This window comes from Pedobacter sp. P26 (assembly GCF_050632135.1).
Taxonomy (GTDB): domain Bacteria; phylum Bacteroidota; class Bacteroidia; order Sphingobacteriales; family Sphingobacteriaceae; genus Pedobacter.
The window spans coordinates 4,035,945-4,056,801 of the sequence record NZ_CP192574.1 but is presented as its reverse complement, the minus strand read 5'-3'; the positions used below and the strand labels follow the sequence as shown (position 1 = coordinate 4,056,801).

Annotated in this window: 19 protein-coding genes; 15 read left to right on the top strand and 4 right to left on the bottom strand. The window is 41.1% G+C overall.

What is annotated here, in order from left to right; all coding sequences use genetic code 11:
- The first annotated feature begins 174 nt into the window (after positions 1–174).
- The 11 genes from fumC (at position 175) to ACQ86H_RS18760 (ending at position 13,666) form a co-directional block, all read left to right on the top strand.
- A complete protein-coding gene (fumC, locus tag ACQ86H_RS18810; RefSeq protein WP_431292106.1) occupies positions 175–1,602 on the top strand; it encodes a class II fumarate hydratase in 1,428 nt (475 codons plus the stop codon).
- Positions 1,603–1,639: 37 nt separating this feature from the next.
- Positions 1,640–2,785, top strand: coding sequence for a porin (locus tag ACQ86H_RS18805; RefSeq protein ID WP_431292105.1), 1,146 nt, complete (start codon positions 1,640–1,642; stop codon positions 2,783–2,785).
- Between the two features lie 10 nt (positions 2,786–2,795).
- Positions 2,796–4,226, top strand: coding sequence for an anion permease (locus tag ACQ86H_RS18800; RefSeq protein WP_431292104.1), 1,431 nt, complete (start codon positions 2,796–2,798; stop codon positions 4,224–4,226).
- Between the two features lie 34 nt (positions 4,227–4,260).
- Positions 4,261–4,926 carry a succinate dehydrogenase cytochrome b subunit gene (locus ACQ86H_RS18795; protein ID WP_431292103.1) on the top strand — a complete coding sequence of 222 codons (666 nt, stop codon included), beginning with the start codon at positions 4,261–4,263 and terminating at the stop codon, positions 4,924–4,926.
- Positions 4,926–6,836, top strand: coding sequence for a fumarate reductase/succinate dehydrogenase flavoprotein subunit (locus ACQ86H_RS18790; RefSeq protein ID WP_431292102.1), 1,911 nt, complete (start codon positions 4,926–4,928; stop codon positions 6,834–6,836). Before ACQ86H_RS18795 ends, ACQ86H_RS18790 begins: the two co-directional genes overlap by 1 nt.
- Positions 6,837–6,857: 21 nt before the next feature.
- Positions 6,858–7,604, top strand: coding sequence for a succinate dehydrogenase/fumarate reductase iron-sulfur subunit (locus tag ACQ86H_RS18785; RefSeq protein WP_431292101.1), 747 nt, complete (start codon positions 6,858–6,860; stop codon positions 7,602–7,604).
- Between the two features lie 19 nt (positions 7,605–7,623).
- Positions 7,624–7,851: a hypothetical protein gene (locus ACQ86H_RS18780; RefSeq protein WP_138823021.1), complete on the top strand. Its 228-nt coding sequence runs from the start codon at positions 7,624–7,626 to the stop codon at positions 7,849–7,851.
- A gap of 440 nt (positions 7,852–8,291) precedes the next feature.
- Entirely contained in the window at positions 8,292–9,680 is a 1,389-nt protein-coding gene (locus ACQ86H_RS18775) for a DUF6055 domain-containing protein (RefSeq protein ID WP_431292100.1), read from the top strand.
- A gap of 255 nt (positions 9,681–9,935) precedes the next feature.
- Entirely contained in the window at positions 9,936–10,655 is a 720-nt protein-coding gene (locus ACQ86H_RS18770; RefSeq protein ID WP_431292099.1) for a hypothetical protein, read from the top strand.
- Positions 10,656–11,261: 606 nt separating this feature from the next.
- Entirely contained in the window at positions 11,262–11,603 is a 342-nt protein-coding gene (locus tag ACQ86H_RS18765; RefSeq protein WP_431292098.1) for a hypothetical protein, read from the top strand.
- Entirely contained in the window at positions 11,519–13,666 is a 2,148-nt protein-coding gene (locus ACQ86H_RS18760; protein WP_431295430.1) for a glycoside hydrolase family 2 protein, read from the top strand. The genes ACQ86H_RS18765 and ACQ86H_RS18760 overlap by 85 nt, the downstream gene beginning before the upstream one ends.
- 277 nt (positions 13,667–13,943) lie before the next feature.
- Here the strand turns inward: ACQ86H_RS18760 and ACQ86H_RS18755 are convergent, their stop codons facing one another.
- The 3 genes from ACQ86H_RS18755 to ACQ86H_RS18745 form a co-directional block, all read right to left on the bottom strand.
- Positions 13,944–14,303, bottom strand: coding sequence for a hypothetical protein (locus ACQ86H_RS18755; RefSeq protein WP_431292097.1), 360 nt, complete (start codon positions 14,301–14,303; stop codon positions 13,944–13,946).
- Between the two features lie 157 nt (positions 14,304–14,460).
- The gene (locus ACQ86H_RS18750) at positions 14,461–16,038 is read right to left on the bottom strand and encodes a hypothetical protein (protein ID WP_138823038.1); all 1,578 of its coding nucleotides are present in this window, start codon (positions 16,036–16,038) and stop codon (positions 14,461–14,463) included.
- Between the two features lie 741 nt (positions 16,039–16,779).
- Complete coding sequence (locus ACQ86H_RS18745; RefSeq protein ID WP_138823040.1) at positions 16,780–16,965, bottom strand: hypothetical protein; 186 nt, start codon at positions 16,963–16,965, stop codon at positions 16,780–16,782.
- 217 nt (positions 16,966–17,182) lie between these two features.
- On the opposite strand from ACQ86H_RS18745, the gene ACQ86H_RS18740 reads away from it, so the two are divergent.
- Entirely contained in the window at positions 17,183–17,551 is a 369-nt protein-coding gene (locus ACQ86H_RS18740; protein WP_431292096.1) for a hypothetical protein, read from the top strand.
- A 17-nt stretch (positions 17,552–17,568) separates the two neighbouring features.
- Positions 17,569–18,105 (top strand): hypothetical protein, encoded by a 537-nt coding sequence (locus ACQ86H_RS18735; RefSeq protein ID WP_138823044.1) that lies wholly within the window; start codon positions 17,569–17,571, stop codon positions 18,103–18,105.
- Here the strand turns inward: ACQ86H_RS18735 and ACQ86H_RS18730 are convergent.
- Positions 18,102–18,746 carry a hypothetical protein gene (locus ACQ86H_RS18730; protein ID WP_138823045.1) on the bottom strand — a complete coding sequence of 215 codons (645 nt, stop codon included), beginning with the start codon at positions 18,744–18,746 and terminating at the stop codon, positions 18,102–18,104. The two genes, ACQ86H_RS18735 and ACQ86H_RS18730, sit on opposite strands and share 4 nt — an antisense overlap.
- A 360-nt stretch (positions 18,747–19,106) precedes the next feature.
- Between ACQ86H_RS18730 and ACQ86H_RS18725 the strand changes: the two genes are divergently transcribed.
- Both ACQ86H_RS18725 and ACQ86H_RS18720 read left to right on the top strand, forming a co-directional pair.
- Positions 19,107–19,700 carry an RNA polymerase sigma factor gene (locus ACQ86H_RS18725; protein ID WP_138823047.1) on the top strand — a complete coding sequence of 198 codons (594 nt, stop codon included), beginning with the start codon at positions 19,107–19,109 and terminating at the stop codon, positions 19,698–19,700.
- A gap of 108 nt (positions 19,701–19,808) precedes the next feature.
- Positions 19,809–20,825 (top strand): FecR family protein, encoded by a 1,017-nt coding sequence (locus ACQ86H_RS18720; protein ID WP_168202386.1) that lies wholly within the window; start codon positions 19,809–19,811, stop codon positions 20,823–20,825.
- Positions 20,826–20,857: the final 32 nt, after the last annotated feature.

The window sequence follows — 20,857 nt, the reverse complement described above, 5'->3', positions numbered from 1 at the left end:
ATGTTTTATGTACGTGATGTCCTCTGGAATGGAGATGGTGAATCGGGAAGATTTAGTGATAGCTATATTTCTTCTGCTATTTCGTTGATTCACATCACTTTTTCCCCGTGACTGCCATCATGGCAGGCTCATATTATCCTGGTCACTTTTACAGCATATCTTAAATCAAGCAATATGCCTACCCAACCAGTAATAAATCAAATTCCAGCATTAAGAACAGCGCATGACAGTATGGGCGATGTTCAGGTTCTTCTGAACCGCTACTGGGGAGCCCAGACCGAACGTTCACGAAATAATTTTAAGATTGGTCCGGAAGCATCTATGCCCGAAGAGATTATTGAAGCTTTTGGTTATCTGAAAAAAGCTGCGGCATACGCCAATAAAGATTTAAATGTACTTTCAACTGAAAAACGAGATCTGATTGCAAAGGTGTGCGATGAGATTACTGATGGTAAGCTTTACGGAGAATTTCCGCTTGTGATCTGGCAAACTGGTTCCGGAACTCAGTCCAATATGAATGCCAATGAGGTAATCTCCAACCGAATCCATGTATTGCAGGGAAACGAAATGGGCAAAGGCGAGCTATTTGTTCACCCAAATGATGATGTAAATAAATCCCAGTCTTCTAACGATACTTTCCCAACGGCAATGCACATTGCTGCCTATAAAATACTGGTCGATGTGACCATACCTGGCATTGAAAAGTTAAGGGATACACTTCATGTTAAATCTGAGGAGTTCAAAGATGTCGTGAAAATTGGCCGTACCCACCTGATGGATGCGACACCCCTGACACTAGGCCAGGAAATCTCCGGTTATGTTTCCCAGCTTGATCATGGGCTTAAGGCGCTTAACCATACCTTGGACCACCTTTCCGAAATCGCACTTGGGGGCACCGCAGTAGGTACCGGCATGAATACGCCGGGTGGGTATGATGTTGCCGTTGCCGCATATATATCAAAATTTACCGGTTTCCCCTTCCGCACGGCAGATAATAAATTTGAGGCTTTATCTGCTCATGATGCCCTGGTAGAAAGTCATGGCGCATTGAAGCAGATCGCAGTATCGCTGATGCATATTGCCAATAACATTCGGATGCTGGCCTCCGGACCAAGGTGTGGTATCGGCGAGTTGCATCTCCCTGAAAATGAACCCGGCTCCTCTATTATGCCCGGTAAGGTAAACCCTACGCAGAATGAGGCAGTAACGATGGTTGCGGCACAGGTAATGGGCAATGATGTAGCCATCACCGTTGCGGGATCCAACGGACAGTTTCAGCTCAATGTATTTAAGCCAGTAATGGCCGCAAATTTTCTGCAGTCTGCACGGCTTATCGGCGATGCCTGCTGTTCATTTAATGAAAACTGTGCAATGGGCATCAGCCCGAATTATGACGGCATTAAAAAACACCTGGAAACCTCTCTCATGCTTGTAACAGCTTTGAATCCGCATATCGGATATGACAATGCTGCAAAAATTGCAAAGTCCGCATTAAAGGAAAACAAGTCACTGAAGGAAGCCGCAATCAGTCTTGGGTTAGTCACCAGCGAACAATTTGATGAATGGGTAAGGCCGGAAGATATGATTGGCGCAATTAGCTAACCGTAAGCGCATTGATAAAAATCTCAAAACAGTAATCATGAAACAATTTTATATCATCCTGTTACTCGCCTGCAGTATGCTTTTCGCTTCCGCACAGCAAAAAGACCAAACCCGGTTAAGTGACACCCTGAAAAATTATTCTGCATACAAACGTAAACTCAGCTTTGCGGGTGTGTTGCAAACGCGTTATTTGTTTTCTATAGATAAAAACGTAGACATTAACGGCAAAAACTATGATCCCGCAATGTCTAAGGCAATATCTAATACCTTTATGATCAAGCGGGCGAGGGTAATGGTTAAGGGCGATATTAATGATCATTTTTCGGCCAATATACTGGCCAATCTGGCTGAGTTTAATAGCGATCCGACCAACAAGGTGTTGGAAAATGCTTACATCAAATATTCTCTTAATGAATATTTCCACATTCAGGCAGGGCAGTTCCGCCCTTTTTTCGGAATCGAAGATGCCATGGCAGTAGATATTATCCGAACACTTGACTTTTCCAACCAATATTATGCTTTCGGAAAAAACGGCTGGCAGAGTTTTCAAACCGGACTTTCTGTATTGGGTAACGTGATTCCTGGAGGAAAACTCAGGTATTTTGCCGGGGTTTACAATGGAAACAATAAAAACCAGCCCGCCGATGACAATAACACCAAGAACTTATATGGCAGGCTGGAAGCTGATTTGCTGAAAGACTTTACCATTGGCATTAACGCAGGCTCGGGAAGTTTAGCTTCCAGTGGTATTGGCAAAGCTTATGGAGCCGATGCTACCGCCAAGATCCCGCTTTCGAAAAAATTCGACCTGCTTTTAATGGCTGAATATAAGGAAGGAGCAAACTTTATGGCCTACAATGCCGACAAACAGATTGCCCGCCCTGATCTGGATGAATACCAGATGCAGGGGTTTTATTTTTTTCCAACGCTCCGTTACAACCATGAAAGCAGAAGATTGCGGGCGGTGGAATTTTCCTGCAGGTACGAATATTTTGATGAAAATTACAAACTGGCCAGCAATCCCCGCCAGACCCTCATTCCAAATGTGTCACTGATTTTTGCCGATGACTTTTATGCGGCCCTTCAGCTTGGGCTAGCTATAGACAAGTTTAAAAAAGAAGTGCCCTTGAGTACAACTTACAACCACAGCCTTGGCTATGTTCAGTTACAGATACGCTTTTAAAGAAAATATTATGAAAGAGATCAATTTTAAATCGCTTATTATTACCCTTGTGGTTGGCGTGGCCATCTGGTTTATTCCTGTGCCCGATGGGGTTAAGCCCAACGCCTGGCATTTGCTGGCTATTTTTGTCGCCACCATTGTGGGCATCATTTCCAAGGCCGCATCCATGGGTACAATGGCCATAATCTGCATTACCCTTTGTGCAGGAACCCAGGTATTGGCGCCGGGCGATCCGGTTAAATCCATTCAGAATGCATTAAGCGGTTTTGGTAATTCCACCATCTGGTTAATTGGTCTTGCTTTTTTTATTGCAAGAGGTTTTATCAAGACGGGCCTTGGTACCAGGATCGCCTATAGTTTTATCAGGATTTTTGGTAAAAGTCCATTAGGGTTGGCTTATGGTCTGAACACGGCCGATCTGATATTGGCTCCGGCCATTCCCAGTAATACCGCAAGAGCAGGAGGTGTGATTTTTCCGATCATGAAATCTATTGCGGTAAATATGGGCTCAGTACCAGAAAAACCTGAAACACATCGCAAGATCGGTGCATTTTTAACTTTAAGCAGTTACAATGCAAATATGATTACCTCGGTTATGTTTCTGACTGCTACTGCCAGTAACCCGATGGCGCAAAAGTTTGCAAAAGATCTCGGTGTCACCATCACCTGGGGAAGCTGGACAATTGCAGCACTGGTTCCCGGATTGGTCTGTTTCCTTTTGGTTCCGCTTTTTCTTTATAAAGTATTTCCACCAGAACTTAAGGAAACCAAAGAAGCGCCGGCCATAGCAGCCAAACAGCTAAAGGAGATGGGGCCAATTACGATAAAGGAATGGTTAATGGTCGCAACCTTTATTATTCTTCTGGTGCTCTGGATATTTGGAAACCTGTTTGCAATAGATGCCACAACCGGTGCGTTGATTGGTCTCTGTATTCTGCTGTTGTGCGGGGTACTCACCTGGGAAGATGTCAAATCTGAAAAAGGCGCATGGGATACCATTGTCTGGTTTTCTTCCCTGGTAATGATGGGCTCATTTCTGAATTCACTTGGCTTCATCGGCTGGTTCGGCCACCTGGTGGGCGGGCAAATGGCACATTTGAGCTGGCAACTGGCTTTTCCGGTCATCATACTGGTATACTCTTACTGTCACTATATGTTTGCCAGCGCTACCGCACAGGTAGCGGCTATGTACTCGGTATTTCTTGCCGTTGGAATTGCCGTGGGTGTACCTGGAACTATGCTGGCTATATTTTTAGGCGCCTGTGCATCGTTGATGGGTTCGCTGACACATTATGGCCATGGTCCTGCACCGATATTTTTTGGAAGTACCTATGTCGATCTTAAGGACTGGTGGAAACAGGGCTTTTTTATGAGTGTGCTGTTTTTGTTGGTCTGGTTTCTGGTTGGCGGGGTATGGTGGAAGGTTATAGGTCTTTGGTAGCGATGGTTCGGAGCAAAATTATTTTATAAAAGATATGAAACAAACGACTTTAATATACAAACTGATCATGGCCACAACAGGACTTTTCCTGTGCTTCTTTCTGGTGATCCATCTGCTGGGAAACCTACAGCTGTTATTGCCCGAATCGCAGGCCAGAGAACAGTTCAACTGGTATTCACACCTGTTATCCGGGAACATCCTGATTAAATTTATATCTTATGTACTTTATCTTTCCCTGATCGGACACGCTGTTTATGCGCTGGTCATCACGAGAAAAAACATCAAGGCTAACGGTACAAAATATGTTTATGATAAGCGGAGTAAGGTAAGTTCATGGAACAGCCGGAATATGGGCGTACTTGGCACCATAATTCTCGTTTTTCTGATCATCCATTTTAAGGACTATTGGTATATATACAAGTTTGGCAACCTGCCATTGGATGCAAAAGGGAATAAGGATTTATATGCCATTGTGGTCAGTTCGTTTCAGCAAGGATGGTATGTACTGATCTATGAAATCTCCTTTCTGGCGCTCGGCTTTCATTTGTTGCACGGTTTCTTTAGTGCCACTCGTACCGTGGGGCTTTATCATCCTAAATATGCAAAAGCAGTTCGCGTTTTCGGCTGGATATATACGCTCGCAATCACTTTTGGCTTCATGCAGATTCCAATTTACATTTATTTTAATTTCAATTTCTGATGATGGATTCTAAAATTCCTGCAGGCAATCTGGCTGATAAATGGAAAAATTATAAAGACAGTTCTAAACTGATCAATCCTGCAAACCGCAAAAAACTCGACATCATTGTTGTTGGAACGGGGCTTGCGGGTTCCTCCTGCGCAGCTACGCTTGCCGAGCAGGGCTACAATGTAAAATCTTTTTGCTTCCAGGATTCGGCCCGAAGAGCACATTCTGTTGCTGCACAGGGCGGGGTAAATGCGGCGAAGAATTATAAAAATGATGGCGACAGCGTCTACCGTATGTTCTATGATACGATTAAAGGTGGTGATTTCCGCTCGCGGGAAGCCAATGTTTACCGCCTCGCTGAATGTTCACTTGCCCTGATCGATCAGGCTGTAGCACAGGGTGTGCCTTTCGCCAGGGAGTACGGCGGTTACCTGGGCAACAGGTCTTTTGGAGGCGTACAGGTTTCACGAACTTTTTATGCGCGCGGGCAGACGGGGCAACAACTCATGATTGGGGCCTATCAGGCCCTGATGAGGCAGGTAGCTGAGGGGAAAGTGAAAACGTATACCCGCCATGAAATGCTTGACCTTGTTCTCATCGATGGAAAAGCCAGAGGAATTATTGCCCGCAACCTCGGAACCGGGGAGATCGAACGCCATGCTGCCCACGCGGTAGTTTTAGCTACGGGTGGCTACGGAAAGGTATATTATCTTTCTACACTGGCGATGGGCTGCAACAGTTCTGCCATCTGGAGGGCCCATAAAAAGGGTGCTTATATGTCGGGAGTGAGCTGGATCCAGTTTCATCCAACCTGTTTGCCCCAGATTGGAGAAACCCAGTCTAAGTTGACGCTGATGTCAGAATCGCTACGGAACGATGGCAGAATCTGGGTACCAAAAAAGGCTGGTGATGATCGGGTACTGAACGATATTCCGGAAGACGAACGTGATTATTATCTCGAACGCCGTTATCCAGCTTTTGGTAACCTTTCACCAAGGGATATTTCCTCCAGGGCGGCGAAAGAGCGCATTGATGCCGGTTGTGGCGTTGGGCCAATGAAAAATGCCGTTTGCCTTGATTTTTCAAAAGCAATAAAGGAACAGGGCAGAGATAAGATTGAGGAAAAATACGGCAATCTTTTCAGGATGTACGATAAGATCAACGGGGTAGATGCCTATAAAGAACCTATGCTGATTTCGCCCGCTGCACACTTCACTATGGGCGGGCTCTGGGTAGATTATGATCTTATGACCACTATTCCCGGACTATTTGCCCTGGGTGAGGCCAATTTTTCCGATCATGGTGCTAACAGGCTGGGTGCCAATTCTTTGCTTCAGTCCTGCGTTGATGGCTATTTTATTGCCCCATACACCATTCCAAATTACCTTTCGGGAGAACTTAAGTCTGAAATAATTACAACCGATCATCAGGCATTTGCAGCAGCTGAACAGTTGGTTAGAGAACAGCTTTCCAGGTTTTTAAACCTCAAAGGACATCTTTCCGCCGATCACTTTCACAAAACACTTGGTAAGCTGCTTTACGATAAATGCGGGCTATCCCGGACCAGGCAGAGTTTGGAAGAGGCTATTCTAGATCTTCGGGCACTCAAAAAATCCTTCGATCACGAACTGAAAATCACAGGAGATGATCGGGTGAATTCAGAGTTGGAAAAAGCAGGTCGTGTTTCCGATTTTCTGGAACTGGGCGAACTAATGTGTTATGACGCCCTTCAAAGGGAAGAATCATGCGGAGCCCATTTCAGGGAGGAATATCAGACTGCCGATGGGGAAGCTGTGCGCAACGATGAGGATTTTTGTTACGTTTCTGCCTGGGAATGGAAAGGGGAGGGCGTGAAACAGGAATTGCATAAAGAACCCCTCATTTTTGAAACCGTAAAGCTTACCGTTAGAAGTTATAAATAGTTAATTGTTAAAATGTCTGTTATGAAATTACATTTGAAAATCTGGCGTCAGGAGCACAGGTTGGCTAAGGGAGATATGGTTGCTTACGAAGTTGATAATATCTCCCGGGACATGTCCTTTCTGGAAATGCTGGATCTGTTAAACGAAAGTTTAATCCAAAAAGGAGAACGGGTTATTGAATTTGACCATGACTGCAGGGAAGGTATCTGTGGCGCCTGTGGCATGATGATCAACGGCCGTGCACATGGGCCGCTGAAAGGAACAACTACCTGTCAGTTGCACATGAGAAGTTTTAAAGATGGACAGACCGTTTATATAGAGCCTTTCAGAGCAGCATCTTTTCCTGTATTGAGGGACCTGAAAATTGACCGTTCCGCCTTTGATCACATTATCCAGGCGGGTGGATATATTTCTGCCTCCACCGGTCAGGCCCCGGAATCAAACAGCATTCCGGTTGCACATGGAATTGCGGAGGCAGCATTCGATGCAGCTGCCTGCATAGGTTGCGGTGCATGTGTGGCAACCTGTAAAAATTCGAGTGCAGCGCTGTTTACTTCAGCCAAGATTTCCCAATTGGTACTTTTGCCCCAAGGCAAACCGGAATCAGCAGGCCGGGTAGTTGATATGGTTAACCAGATGGATTCGGAAGGCTTCGGTCACTGTTCCAACACCGAAGCATGCGAGGTAGAATGTCCACAGGAGATTTCTGTATTGCACATCGCACGTATGAATTATGAGTATGGTAAATCATTGCTTTTAAGAAAATAGACAGTTAATAATCAGCATCATGTATAAGTTAGCGTTAGCTCACAGAATAGAGTTGGAAACCCGAAAACGGCTTCACGCTGTGAATGCGGAAGCATTTATAATTTTCAACTCTTGCATTACTTTCTTGCCTCAAAACCTGGAAGTAACCCTTTATCCCGACCCGGAATTATATGATATAGATGCTACTGAATCGTTTCGGAAACAATTGCGTGATATTCATCAGCATGTTAAAGAAGATTTAATGTAGTATTCGAAGTAAACATAGGCTAAAAACGGCCTGACTGACTTAATTGTTTAGCATGTGAATCGGTTCATATAAAAACGAGAAACGGCCTGATGGCTTGTAAAGTGCCACAATTTGGATGATTAACTAACAATATATTAATATTTTGCCGCTTTTTGCTAATATCCGATCAGAATGGATGCCTTTTGTGGTGTATATTTAAATATTACATATTTTTTATACAACACTGTAATAAACCCCGGATTAAAGTGGGCCCATGCCTTACCAATTTATTCTGAATGTGGAGGTGTATTGTAAAATCTTTTATTTTAAGTATTAACCCATCATAAAAATATTTTTCACGAAAAGCCTGCTGATCTTCTGAGGGAATCACCCCTCTAAAGATGAGTACGCTGTGTGATGAAATTTCATCAATCTATAAACCTAATCAACCAAAAACCAAAATGAAAAAACAAATTTTATTATTCCTGATCATTGTATTGTTATCAGGCTGTAAAGAGGAATTTAACTCCATTCAGCCCACCCCGCTAACTAAGCCGCAAAATCAGGCCAGAATAGCAGCGGTTGCAGCTGCTGCTGCTCCCGAAGTCTATATTCCGCAGGAACTCAGTTCGAATGATTTTAATAATTCGGCCAGCACATGGAGTTGGTCAAGATCCCGCTCTTCCGATCACTTTATTGTTTTCTGGGCTAAACCCTATGGCAGTAACGATCCAAATTCGACCGCTGTACCAGCAGCATATCGGGTGAACATTACCGACCTGCTGAGCAAAGCGGAAGGCTTTTTTCAATTAAATGTAACTCAATTAGGTTTTGCTAATTTGGCTACATCTAAGCTGAATAGATACAAGATGATGATCTTTATCAATTATCAAACGGAATGGCTGGCTACTGGTTCTGGCTATGATAACGTAATTGGTGCCCTTTGGGTTAGCCCGGCTACCATGCAGCCGGTTGGTCATGTCATCGGTCATGAGATTGGACATTGTTTCCAATATCAGGTTTTTGCTGACCAGGGTGTTGGCGGTTTCCGCTATGGGTTTGGCGGTAATGGCGGTAACGGATTTTGGGAACAAACGGCTAATTTCCAGGGATTCCAGAGCTATCCTTCGACGGTTTTTACCGCATACGATTTCACCGTTTACAAGGATAATTACCACCGACATGTTCACCATGAATGGTATCGTTATGCCAGTTACTTTATTCTCTACTATTGGGAATTTAAAAGAGGGCGCGATTTTGTCGGAAAATTATGGCGTGAGTCTCGCCAACCGGAAGATCCAATCCAGGCATATATGAGGCTTAATGGTATTAATGTGGCTACTTTTAATGGAGAAATCTACGATCAGGCCGTAAGATTTGTGACCTGGGATATTCCTTCACTCCGGACTTACGGTACCGATTACCATGGTGCTCAAACGTGGAACTATACAAGGCTGACTGACGGAAGCTACCAGGTAGCATATAATCGTGCTCCGGGCACTACTGGTTACAATGTTATCCCTTTAACTGTTCCTGCCGCAGGTACGGTTGTATCAACCGTGTTTACCGGTATGGTTAATGCGCCCGGGTATAATCAGGTGGCAAATCCGGCAAGAGCAGGTTGGCGCCATGGATATGTTGCACTTTTAAATACAGGAGAACGCAGGTATAGCGGCATGTGGACCAACAACGCAACGAGTAGCTTTACTGTGCCGGCTGGTACTGTAAAATTATGGTATGTAGTAACCGGAGCGCCGACTACCTATGCACCACATCCATGGGATGAAAACGAAGCCAATGATGACCAATGGCCTTATAAGGTAAAATTCACGAACAGCTCCGTGTTGTAAGACATCGCTAAATAATACATTTTATATAAATTAGGATTAGGCCGTCTCATATTTGTTGAGGCGGCTTTTTTTACGTTAGCCTGGTAACTTCTTTAAGAACGCTTGCCTATCACCTTGGCCAGATCAATTACCACAGGAGATGACCAGACTTTTAATATTGAAAATCTCAATTTAATTCATCATCCGGTCGATTCCTTTTTTTGCTTTTCCCGTTAGTAATACTTATTATTGATTACACACAAAAACAATACACAGATGAAACATTTACAATTAAAGAAGGGGTATTTTCTGATGCCCTTCGTAGGGGGTATGATGTGCTTACTACTCACCAGCTGGCTAGTGCCGGCAAATGCACAATTTTCGGGAGATCGAAATGAAAAGGAGTACTATAACAGGATCTTTTCTATACTTAATGGAAGAATAGGGCCTATTGGTAATACTGATGTCACCTATTACACCGGAGATTTTTACCCGGAAATTAAAGGTAAGATAAAATCTATTGGCAATACTGATATCACCTATTACACAGGAGATTTTTATCCGGAAATTAAAGGTAATGTAAAATCTTTTGGGAAAACTAATATTACCTATTACACCGGAGACTTTTACCTGGAAATTAAAGGTAGGATAAAATCAATAGGTACAATAGATTTGATTTACTACACCGGAGATTTTTATCCTGAGCTTAAGGGAAAGCTAAAATCAGTAGGTAAAACTGGGGTGACCTATTACACCGGAGACTTCTATCCAGAAATTAAAGGTAAACTTAAGGCTGTTGGCGATACGAATATTACTTATTATACAGGAGACTTTTATCCAGAGCTTAAAGGTAAACTAAAAGCTGTTGGCGATGCCGAGATCATTTATTACACCGGAGATTTTTATCCAGAGCTTAAAGGTAAAGTAAAATCAGTGAATGGGAGTTTTCCTGAAAGCATTTTGTTCCTTTTTCCCGAACTGGGCATAACCAATTAGCATGTTGAGGAGGTCGAAAATAAAGGATGGTACCGGTAGTGGTGTTAAGCTTAGCATGATCGTATTTAAATTCTAAACAAAAAATAGGCTGCCTCATAAATAGAGAATTGTTATCCTGAGGGGGAATTTATTTATAAAATCAATATGAGTGACGTAGAATCGTTTTTTCTTGTCCTGCGGCGCTGTCTTGCCTCGGCTACCGATGAAAAATCGGTACAGGTCCGCCGCCGCCGAAGGGATCTTTCTTTTGGTGTTAAAAAGACCAGCGAAGCTAGCTGAATGCCATTAAAAACATAAAGACACATAAAAAACAAAAACAACGGCTGAAAATTTATTCATTTGTTGTTTATAACTTTCAGCTGCATTCATGAAGGCTTCGCCGTTTTCCTTCGAAGCTAGTGGGCTGGAAAGAAAAATCTTAATTATTAAATGAAATCCCAGTTGCTGCAAACTGTCAGTTAAATTATTGAAAAATTAAAGTTGTACGGAGCAGGATTACTAATAGGATAGATTTCATCCCATTTAAGCAACATACTTCACGAATAAAATAATTGTCGTTATGACGTTTATTTCTTATTTTTGGTTAAACCAAACCTTAAATCAGCTATGCCCAGGCTAACCAAACTACTGTTTCTTAATACTTTATTTTTATTTGGCATTTCATTAAATATGAAGGCCCAGGAGCGTAAGCAGCTTTTTGATTTTGACTGGAAATTTAAATTGGGTGACGCTCCCAAAGCCATTGCAAAAGATTTTAATGATCAGGATTGGAGAACGTTAGATCTTCCACACGATTGGAGTATTGAAGGTAAGATCGATCCTAAAAATCCTATGGGGGAGATGGTGGTTTTTTTCCTTCCGGAATTGCCTGGTACCGTAAAACATTTGATGTACCCACTAACTGGAAAGGTAAATTGGTCTCCATTAATTTTGAAGGTGTGTATATGAATTCGGAGGTTTTTATTAACGGCAAGTCTCTAGGGGTATATCCTTATGGATATTCTGCATTTACATACGATCTTACGCCTTATCTTCATTTTGGTCAGGAAAACGTGATTGCTGTCCGTGTAGATAATGCTAAACAGAAAAATAGCAGGTGGTATAGTGGTTCTGGTATTTACAGGCATGTCTGGATCAAGATTACAAATCCCATTCATGTTCCAGATTATGGTGTAGGCATTATTACCTCACAAGTTTCTCCTGCTCAGGCATTGGTTCAGGTAAAAACAAAGGTAAATAATAATGCTTCGGTAATGAAGACCGTTGTTATTCGTACCCGTATTGTTGGATCAGATAGCAGAGAAGCTGCTGCTCATCAGGTTTCCGTTAAATTAGCGCCTCATAGCCAACAAGAACTTATTCAAGAAATAGCTGTAACTAAACCTAAATTATGGTCGGTAGAGCAACCACATTTATATCAGGCTAAAACAGAAATATTTTCTGATCGGAAAATAATTGATTCAAATAGCGAGAATTTTGGAATTCGCGATATCAAATTTTCTACTACAAATGGTTTCCAGCTTAATGGTAAAACCATAAAATTAAATGGAGGTTGTGTACATCATGATAATGGCTGTTTAGGGGCAGCTGCATTTGACCGGGCAGAAGAGCGACGGGTAGAACTGTTGAAGGCAGCCGGTTTTAATGCGATAAGAACATCCCATAACCTGCCATCAGAAGCATTTTTGGCCGCATGCGACCGTTTAGGAATGCTGGTGATTGATGAGGCTTTTGATGGCTGGAAAACATCCAAAAACAAGTATGATTATGCCATGTATTTCGACAAATGGTGGGAAAAAGATGTAGAGGCCATGGTACTAAGAGACAGAAACCATCCGTCGATTATCATCTGGAGCATCGGAAATGAAATTATTGAGCGAAAAGAAGCGCAGGCCGTACAAACCGCAAAAATGCTGGCCGGTAAGGTACGTCAACTAGATCCTACACGTCCGGTTACTTCAGCCATGACCACCTGGGATAAAGATTGGGAGATTTTTGATCCTTTAATGGCCGAACATGATATAGCTGGCTATAATTATCAATTGCACAGAGCGATAGATGATCATAAAAGAGTACCATCCAGGATTATTGTTCAAACAGAATCCTATCCAAGAGATGCTTTTGCAAACTGGAAACTGGTTAATTACAACAGTTATATTCTTGGAGATTTTGTGTGGACTGCGCTTGATTACTTAGGCGAATCTGGCATTGGCAGGTGGTATTATTCTGGCGAACCTGCAAATTTTCATTCGTCTGCAGAATTATTTCCCTGGCATGGTGCTTATTGTGGTGATATTGATTTACTTGGACACCGTAAACCTATTTCCCATTACCGAAGTATGTTATATAACGATACCGAAAAACTTTACGTAGCGGTTAAGGAGCCAAATCCAGCGCCTCTGGAAATTAAAGAAACGGATTGGTCTGTATGGCCAACATGGGAAAGCTGGACCTGGCCAGGTTACGAGGGGAAGAATATACAGGTTGAGGTATACTCCAAATATCCTAAAGTGAGGTTGTATCTCAATAAAAAACTGATCGGTGAGAAAGAAACAACAGAACAACAGGAGTTTAAAGCAATTTTTACGCTGCCTTACGCCACGGGAGAATTAAGTGTTGCCGGTGTACAGGGTGGTAAAGAGGTAGAGACCAGAATTTTAAGAACTGCCGGGAAAACCAGCGCTATAAAAGTATTTTCAGATCGAAATATAATTACGGCTAATGGGCAGGATCTTGCTTTTGTAACTGTCGAACTTACTGATAGCAAAGGTTTGTTTCAACCCAATGCAGAGAATAGGTTGCACTTTGCAATTGAAGGCCCCGGAACAATTGTGGGTGTAGATAATGCAAACCTAAAAGATACAGATCCGTATACAGGCAATTCCCGCAAAGCCTGGAAAGGCCGGGCCTTAGTGGTGATTAGGACCACAAATAAAGCGGGTAATATTAAAATTAAGGTAAGTTCAGAAAATTTAGCGGGTGGAGAAATAATATTAAAATCAAGGAAATAGTTTAGCTTAACTACTGATTGCAATGAGATAAGATTTAATCTATTAATTTTTATTTTTGCTATGGAAGGGTAAGCTTCGATTTACTCAGAAAAAGTCTGGTATCAGCACCGAATTGACCACCAAAATTGCGGAAGAACCACTTTCAATGAAATACACAAGCAGTGACGTTTTTTTCCTTTTCCTTAATTTACCCCTATCCAAAGATTTCATCAACTCTGCTTAATCTTATTCATATACCAAAAGATCGTCTGGCCAAAATAGTCTCTCTGTCAAAGAATTAATATATTGCGGTGAGCACGGTTTTTGAAATAATCCACTTGCTATCTTTTTTCTCAAAAAAGAAATACACTTCATTAGTCAGTTCCCCTTGGTCTTTTTTCGATTGGCGCGTCAGATTTATAAAAACCACCAATGCAAAACTGGAATCTGGGGAATAAATAACAGGTGAAAGTATTGAGCCATGCTGCCAGCTAGCCTTACTATATTCTGTCCTTGAAAATACACTATTAGATTTAAGGTGCAAAACATTATGCCTGAAAACCGAAGTATCAATCTGAGATAAAAAATCCCATTTAGATTCTCTAAAAATAGAATCTGACTCTTCTCTTTTAGCCGAATTTTTTTTAAGTGATAGCAATAATGATTTTGAAATTGTTATATATTTAGGATATAAGTTATCTGAATAATATTTCTTTAATACCAGCTGATAGATTTCTTTATCTTTCGCAGAAACCAGGGATTGCCCGCTTGCCAGGGTAGCCGTGAACAGAAATAGAATTAAAAAAAATGTTTCATTAGCAGTTCTTTTTATTGGTTGAGTTACTTTTATTCTTATATTCCCTTGCGGCGTTACTTTCCGATCTTGCGGGTCTCTGGTATTTCACCTTGGTTGTCTTTTGTAAATTGCCCCAGAATAGATCCTGACAATATTGATTAAGTGTTATAGATTTGTCAGGGGATTCGGTGATACCTTTGATTTTAGCAAAATCCTCCAATAATTTCGCCATTGATGTAACATATGTTGTTGCCATCTGAGTGTGTTGTGCAGGCTCCAGTCTGTCAAGATCGGTTATAGCAGATCCATCTCTATCGTATATGAGTTGGTTAAGATCCTGAAAAATAATCTTCTGCTCTTCATCTGTCACCCTACTTATTCCGTAGGTGAGATAAGCATGCATTAGTTCATGGATGGTTGTAGCCGCTACCGCAAGATCTGTAGCCTCATTTAGCATCAATGTATTAAGTGTAATTTCCAATCTACTGGGTGATGTACTACCATTGGTTCTGGTAGTAAAAACCTGACCTGATGCATCGGTTATTTCCTTATCCGGTATTTCATCCTCTTTGATACGAATATCCTGGGTATTCAGTCCGGCGAGGAAACTGATAGCCGACTGTGTTTTGTTCGGGTCGCCGTAGTTGGCCGCACCGATCACTGCAGTCATCGCTCCGGTGAGCTTTGCCTGCGAAACTATATTGTTTACAATGGTCGCAATACAAGTCCTTGTCTGAGGATCCACTATGATCCTTGGAGCTAAATAATTGGTAGAACCTCCTCCTCCGGCATACCCCCCTCCATGTGTGGCACCGTATCCATCATATTCTCCAACTACAGGGTTATCGGGATCTGCACAGACGTAATAGGCGATATAGGGGGTACATTCCATATAGCCGTCAACACCTACGCACGTACTGCCATAGACAGGTGAATATATTGGACAGGCCAATGGGGGCGGTACCATTACTTTATGATTATTTATATCCGGTATAGTTGTCCTGAAACCGGGCAGTGACATCAGTTTGATATCCTTACTGAACCCTGGCTCTATACCGCTTATTCTTTGTGTGGCAGATCCTTTACTGTATTCCCAGCCGTTTGCCAGGGTACCGTTCATTTCAAAAAAGACGATCTTACCGCTAAAACTACCTGCCTGTTTATAATGTATATTACTTAAGTTCTCTTTTTCTGGAGCATTCCCTATTATGGACATGTAACAGCCATAAGCAACCTCTGTGCTGCCGTTTTTCTTAAAGATCAGCAGACGGAAGTTTTTATCACTTCTCATCTGGTCTTTTTCACTACCTTCTATCTTCTGATAGATGTTTTTTGGGTTGGAAAGTTGGAGTTCGTAAACTGTCTTATCTTCGTCCTGGCTGTTGACATACATTGTCTCCCATAGGGGCTCCATTCCATCAAAACGGCTGTAGCTTATTTTATTCGTTTCGAACCATTGCTTCAATACTGCAGTTACGGGTAATTCTTTCGAATTGAATCTGTTGTCCTTTTTACACGAATGTACAATAACTGATGTTATTATAAATAATATCAGAGCTGATATGTAATGCCCGAACAGAGTGCGTTTTTTCCTCATAAGTTAATTTAGAATAAGAGCTGCTAATTACTTTTACAAAGATGTAATAAATATGATTATCCATAAAATAATTTATCATTTAATATATTTTAAATTTCACCTAATCTCTAAATAAGCCTCTGAAGCTATTAGTTATAGCACTGTTTTATTTATCTGACAATATTTATATTTTGTTAAATATTAAAATTATAAAATATTTGTAATCTTACTTGGTTACTATGAAATGGCAGGCCTTTAATATAGATTTTGTCTTGAATGGAAGTCATTAAGTTTTCTGTTTGGCATAATATTTTCGATATAGTCGGAATTAATTTAGCTGATATAATTGAATGAATATTGCATATTTCACTGAAACTGGTTCTTCCCCAATTTTGGTGGTTTTTCATGATAAATCTGGTTGTTATTCATTGAGGAATCTTACCAAACTGATTTTCTCACCAATTGATTCTTTTAAAGTAGTTTCAGTAGATAACCAGGCCGACTTTGTTAATATTTATGTGCAGAGTAGGCAAAGAATCTGCCATTGTCCAGATTGCCTAAGCCCTTCAACGAAGCTTCACAACTATTATTTAAGAAAGTTTCGTGACCTGCCAACATTTGGGAAATCATGCAATATATAGCTGCGATCCAGAAAATACTGATGCCTTAAAGCTGAATGTGAAAGAAAGATATTCACAGAACGTTTTGATGACCATTTCGAACCCTGTAAGCGACGGACAAAAAAGATTGGGTGAGAAATTATTAACTATTGCCCTGGAAATGGGTGGCAGGCACCGCTGAGCGCATTTGCAATACATTATCCATGCCCGTAAGTGATTCTACTTTACTAAGGCTGATCCATAAAACTCCTCTGCCACCTTTAGGGCAGCTTAAAGCTGTAGGGGTAGATGACTGGGCATATAAAAAGCGCGATAGATATGGCAGCATCTGGTAAACCTGGATACCGGGAAAGTAATCGATCTGCTGCCAGACCGGGAGGAAAAAACATTGACAAGTTGGTTGCAAGGGCAACCTACGATAGAGATAATTACACGGGACCGTTACGGTAAATATATGCAGGTAAGCCACAAAGGGGGGGCAGGCTATACAGATCACTGACCGTTGGCATCTACTTAAGAACCTTGGTGAAGCCGTTAAAAGGATAATGGTACGCGAATACACCAGACTTAGTAGAGCAGTAGCCCCTAAAACAGTTGAAGAACCGCTGGGGGTTCTAAAAGATTTTCCTGCAAGGAAGAAGTTGGCCGCTACAGGCGGTGTTGTCAAACAACGATTTGATGAGATGAAGAAACTACATGCTAAAGGATTATCTAATAACGCAATTGCAAAATCCCTAGGAATGCATAGAAGTACCGTCAGGAAATACCTGTCGATGGATGTGCTGATGCGGAAGTTCTATGGAGAAAGAGGAATGATAGAGGCTCATTTTGAATACATCAAAGAACGAATGCAAGCAGACACTAATATTCATTTAAAATCAATTAATAAATATCCTTACATATTCGTCCAGTAACATTAAGAGCAGACTATTTGGTCAATGCCAAGACAGGCAACGGCTTTGTGGTAAGCAGCGAAATTATTACCCATGATCGGATAATCAATGTCTCCCCGGTTCATATTTCCGGTGATCTTGTGAGCAATGTACTTAACGGAGAAAGGCCGAGCAAGCTTAGAGGCTTTGAGATGGTTTCGGTTGAAAAGATTATCAGGGAATTCTTCGAGGATCTCTCGGCCATTTCCATGGCCTTGCCACGGGTGGTCTTTTCCAATTCTCTACTCAGTGGCGGCAAGGTCGAAAAAAGCGACTGGAACGCTTTTGAAAATCCCAATGAAACAAAAATCCCAGCTATGGCAAGTACAACTTATCACTCCGAACTTGGGGGAAAGAGAAAAACCATCTTTGAATATTCGGTTTTGAGCCGATTCTTAGGAAACGGCTATTCTGAGGGTGATTTTATCTCCAAGACAGAAAGGCAATTCATTGATAGCTTCAACCAACTACCGGAAAAGGAACGCATGGAATACTATAACAAGCTTAAAGAAGAAATGACCGAGATAGCGCTCTAGTTTTTCCTTTCAAGATAGTACTTTTTTAGGATCTTTGCGCTGTCCGATCCCGGTGCCAGATCAAAATATCCCGGCCATCCGTAGCCTTTTTCTTTCCAGAAACCAAAATCATCTTTTATTAGCTCAAGAATGCTGAGATCGGCATTTTTGCCCTCGCCCAGGAGCAGCTCACGGAGCGCGGGTTGGGCTCCAGGCTTCATCAGGTAGCCAAATTTCATCCAAATCATGTATCCGATGATCGGACACTTGATAATACCGCTGTCTACCTTAAAATGATATTCGTCTTCTCTTTTTGCCCAGCACTCGATACCATTGTACCTATATTTTCGGGTATAGGAAACCTGCCTGTTGACCCACGGAAAAGCCAGCTTCGATCCTGGGCTCTTTAAGACAATAAAGTCGTTTTTTACAATTCCCAGCTTTGGAAAGATGTATACCTGCAGGGTAACTATCAATACGCTTGTTATTGTCAGAAGGGCTGCTTCTTCTTCCTCACCGATACTCAATCGGTCAATATCCAAGGTGATTCGGCTCGATCTGTCGAGCTTTGGATGGATTCCCTGCACGCCGGCAAGTTTTAAAAGCTGGATTTTTGAATATACTTTTCCGCATATCTTGTAAGGAGGTTCGTGAGCGTTCATTTTTGAAAGGTTAATATAGGCGGAATTTAGTATTTTTTGCGGTTTAATCAAAATCAAAGTCAACGTCAAGTAAAATCAGGATGAGTCAGATCATTGGGGATTATCTGAAAAGTGGTCACCCATTTCTAATCAAAATGTACTAAAGCAGGGTGCACACTTTGGATTGAAATCCGGTTTTTATTATCCCTGAAATCCCCAAGTGGGTATAATTTTAATAATGTTTGTTTTTATTCAGATTTTTACAATCTGTTTTGTTAAATCAAATGAAATATAACTGGGTAAAAAAATAAGCTTTTTTATAAAAAAACTTAATTAAATTAGCTTAATTTTCTATTACTTTGGAAATCCGTACCAAATTTTTTGAAAAAAGAAACTAATGATTTTGATCTCTGGCAGAACTTGCTAAATGGGGACAGGCTTGCGTTAAATAAAATTTACGAAAGATTCTTATCTCCACTTTATCAGTATGGTATGCGTATGCTTCAGGATGAAGATGCGGTACGAGATTGTTTGCATAATCTTTTTGTGAAAATCTGGGTGAATCACAAAACACTTAAACCCACTGATAACATCAAATATTATTTAATATCTGCCTTGCGGAATAGTATTATCAATTATAAAAATCAAGAAAATAGGTTTCAAAAGGTTGATATTCAGGAGAACGATGTTTTTGACTTAAGATTTACTGTTGAATCGGAGTACATTAAAAAAGAAGAGCAAAATCAGAAGGTACTTCAGCTTAGCGAAGCGATGAATAAACTTACTTCAAGACAAAAAGAAATTATTTATTTGAAGTATTTTGAAGAAATGGATTACGATGAAATCTCTAAAATAATGGATTTAAGTAAAAAAGGAACCTACAAGCTGAGTGCGAGGGCTTTAGAAGCGTTAAGGGAAATAATGAACGTAGACAAGGCGATGCTTTTAGCAATTTTACTGGTTGCGAAAAGATAGCGTTTTATTGTGTCGTTAAAAAAAGATTAAAATAATGTTATTTCTGTGGGGTAATTTTTAATTCTTTCCTGTTTGTATAATTGAATGGTCGTTAAATCATTCATTATTATGCCGAACAAAAGATACAATTCATTTAATGTCGAAAATTTTCTAGATGATGCAGATTTTCTGCGTTACGTTAAACACAATAATTCTGTTGATGTTTCTTTTTGGGATAACTGGCAAGCTAACATCCCTGAAAATTTAGCATCTTTTAAAGCGGCAAAATTACAGCTCCAGCTTATTTTAAGCGATCAACCTAAAATTGCAACAAGTAATTTTCGGGATCAGTTATTGGCAGACATTAACATTTCAATTGATACCATCCAAAAAGCGAAACGGAGCAAAACAATCCGTTTAATAGTCACATCGGGTATTGCGGCAAGTTTATTTGTTGTTGCTTTTGTTTCCTGGTTTTTCCTTTCTACGGTTACAGTGAAATCTAATTTCGCTGAGAACCGCCTGGTGCATTTGCCAGACGGTTCAGAAATTCAACTCAATGCAAATTCGGTGTTAAGCTACGCCCGTGCCTTTAAATGGAAAGCGCGCAGAGAAGTACGTTTAAAGGGCGAAGCTTATTTCAAGGTAAAGCACATTAATATAAATCCGGATCAGATTAAAAAAGGAGAGTTGTTTGTGGCGATAACCGATGGAGCAAAAGTTCAGGTTCTGGGCACCGAATTTAACCTGAAAGATCGACATAACACGACGACCATAGCCTTAGTAAAAGGTAAAATTCAGGTGAGTTCGAATAAGACAGGCCAAAGATATATTATGCATCCTGGTGATTTTATCGATTTTAATCCGAATGGAAATCGCGTTAAAAATGCTGTTGGTTCAACTAATCAAACCGCCTGGTTAAGCGGAAAAATTATCCTGAATCAAACTACCGTAAGCGAAATTTTAAGAGAATTTGAAGACTTGTATGGCTATAAGGTAATTCTTGACAGCCCTGCACTCGGAAATAAAAAAATAGATGGCGCCATATCTATAAAAAGCGAAGAAAGTTTACTCTTTACCCTTAAAAACATTTTAAATGTAGACATACAAAAAGAAGGAAAAACAATCTACCTGAAGAACAGATGATAACTGTGTAATTAAAATCAACAACCAACCAA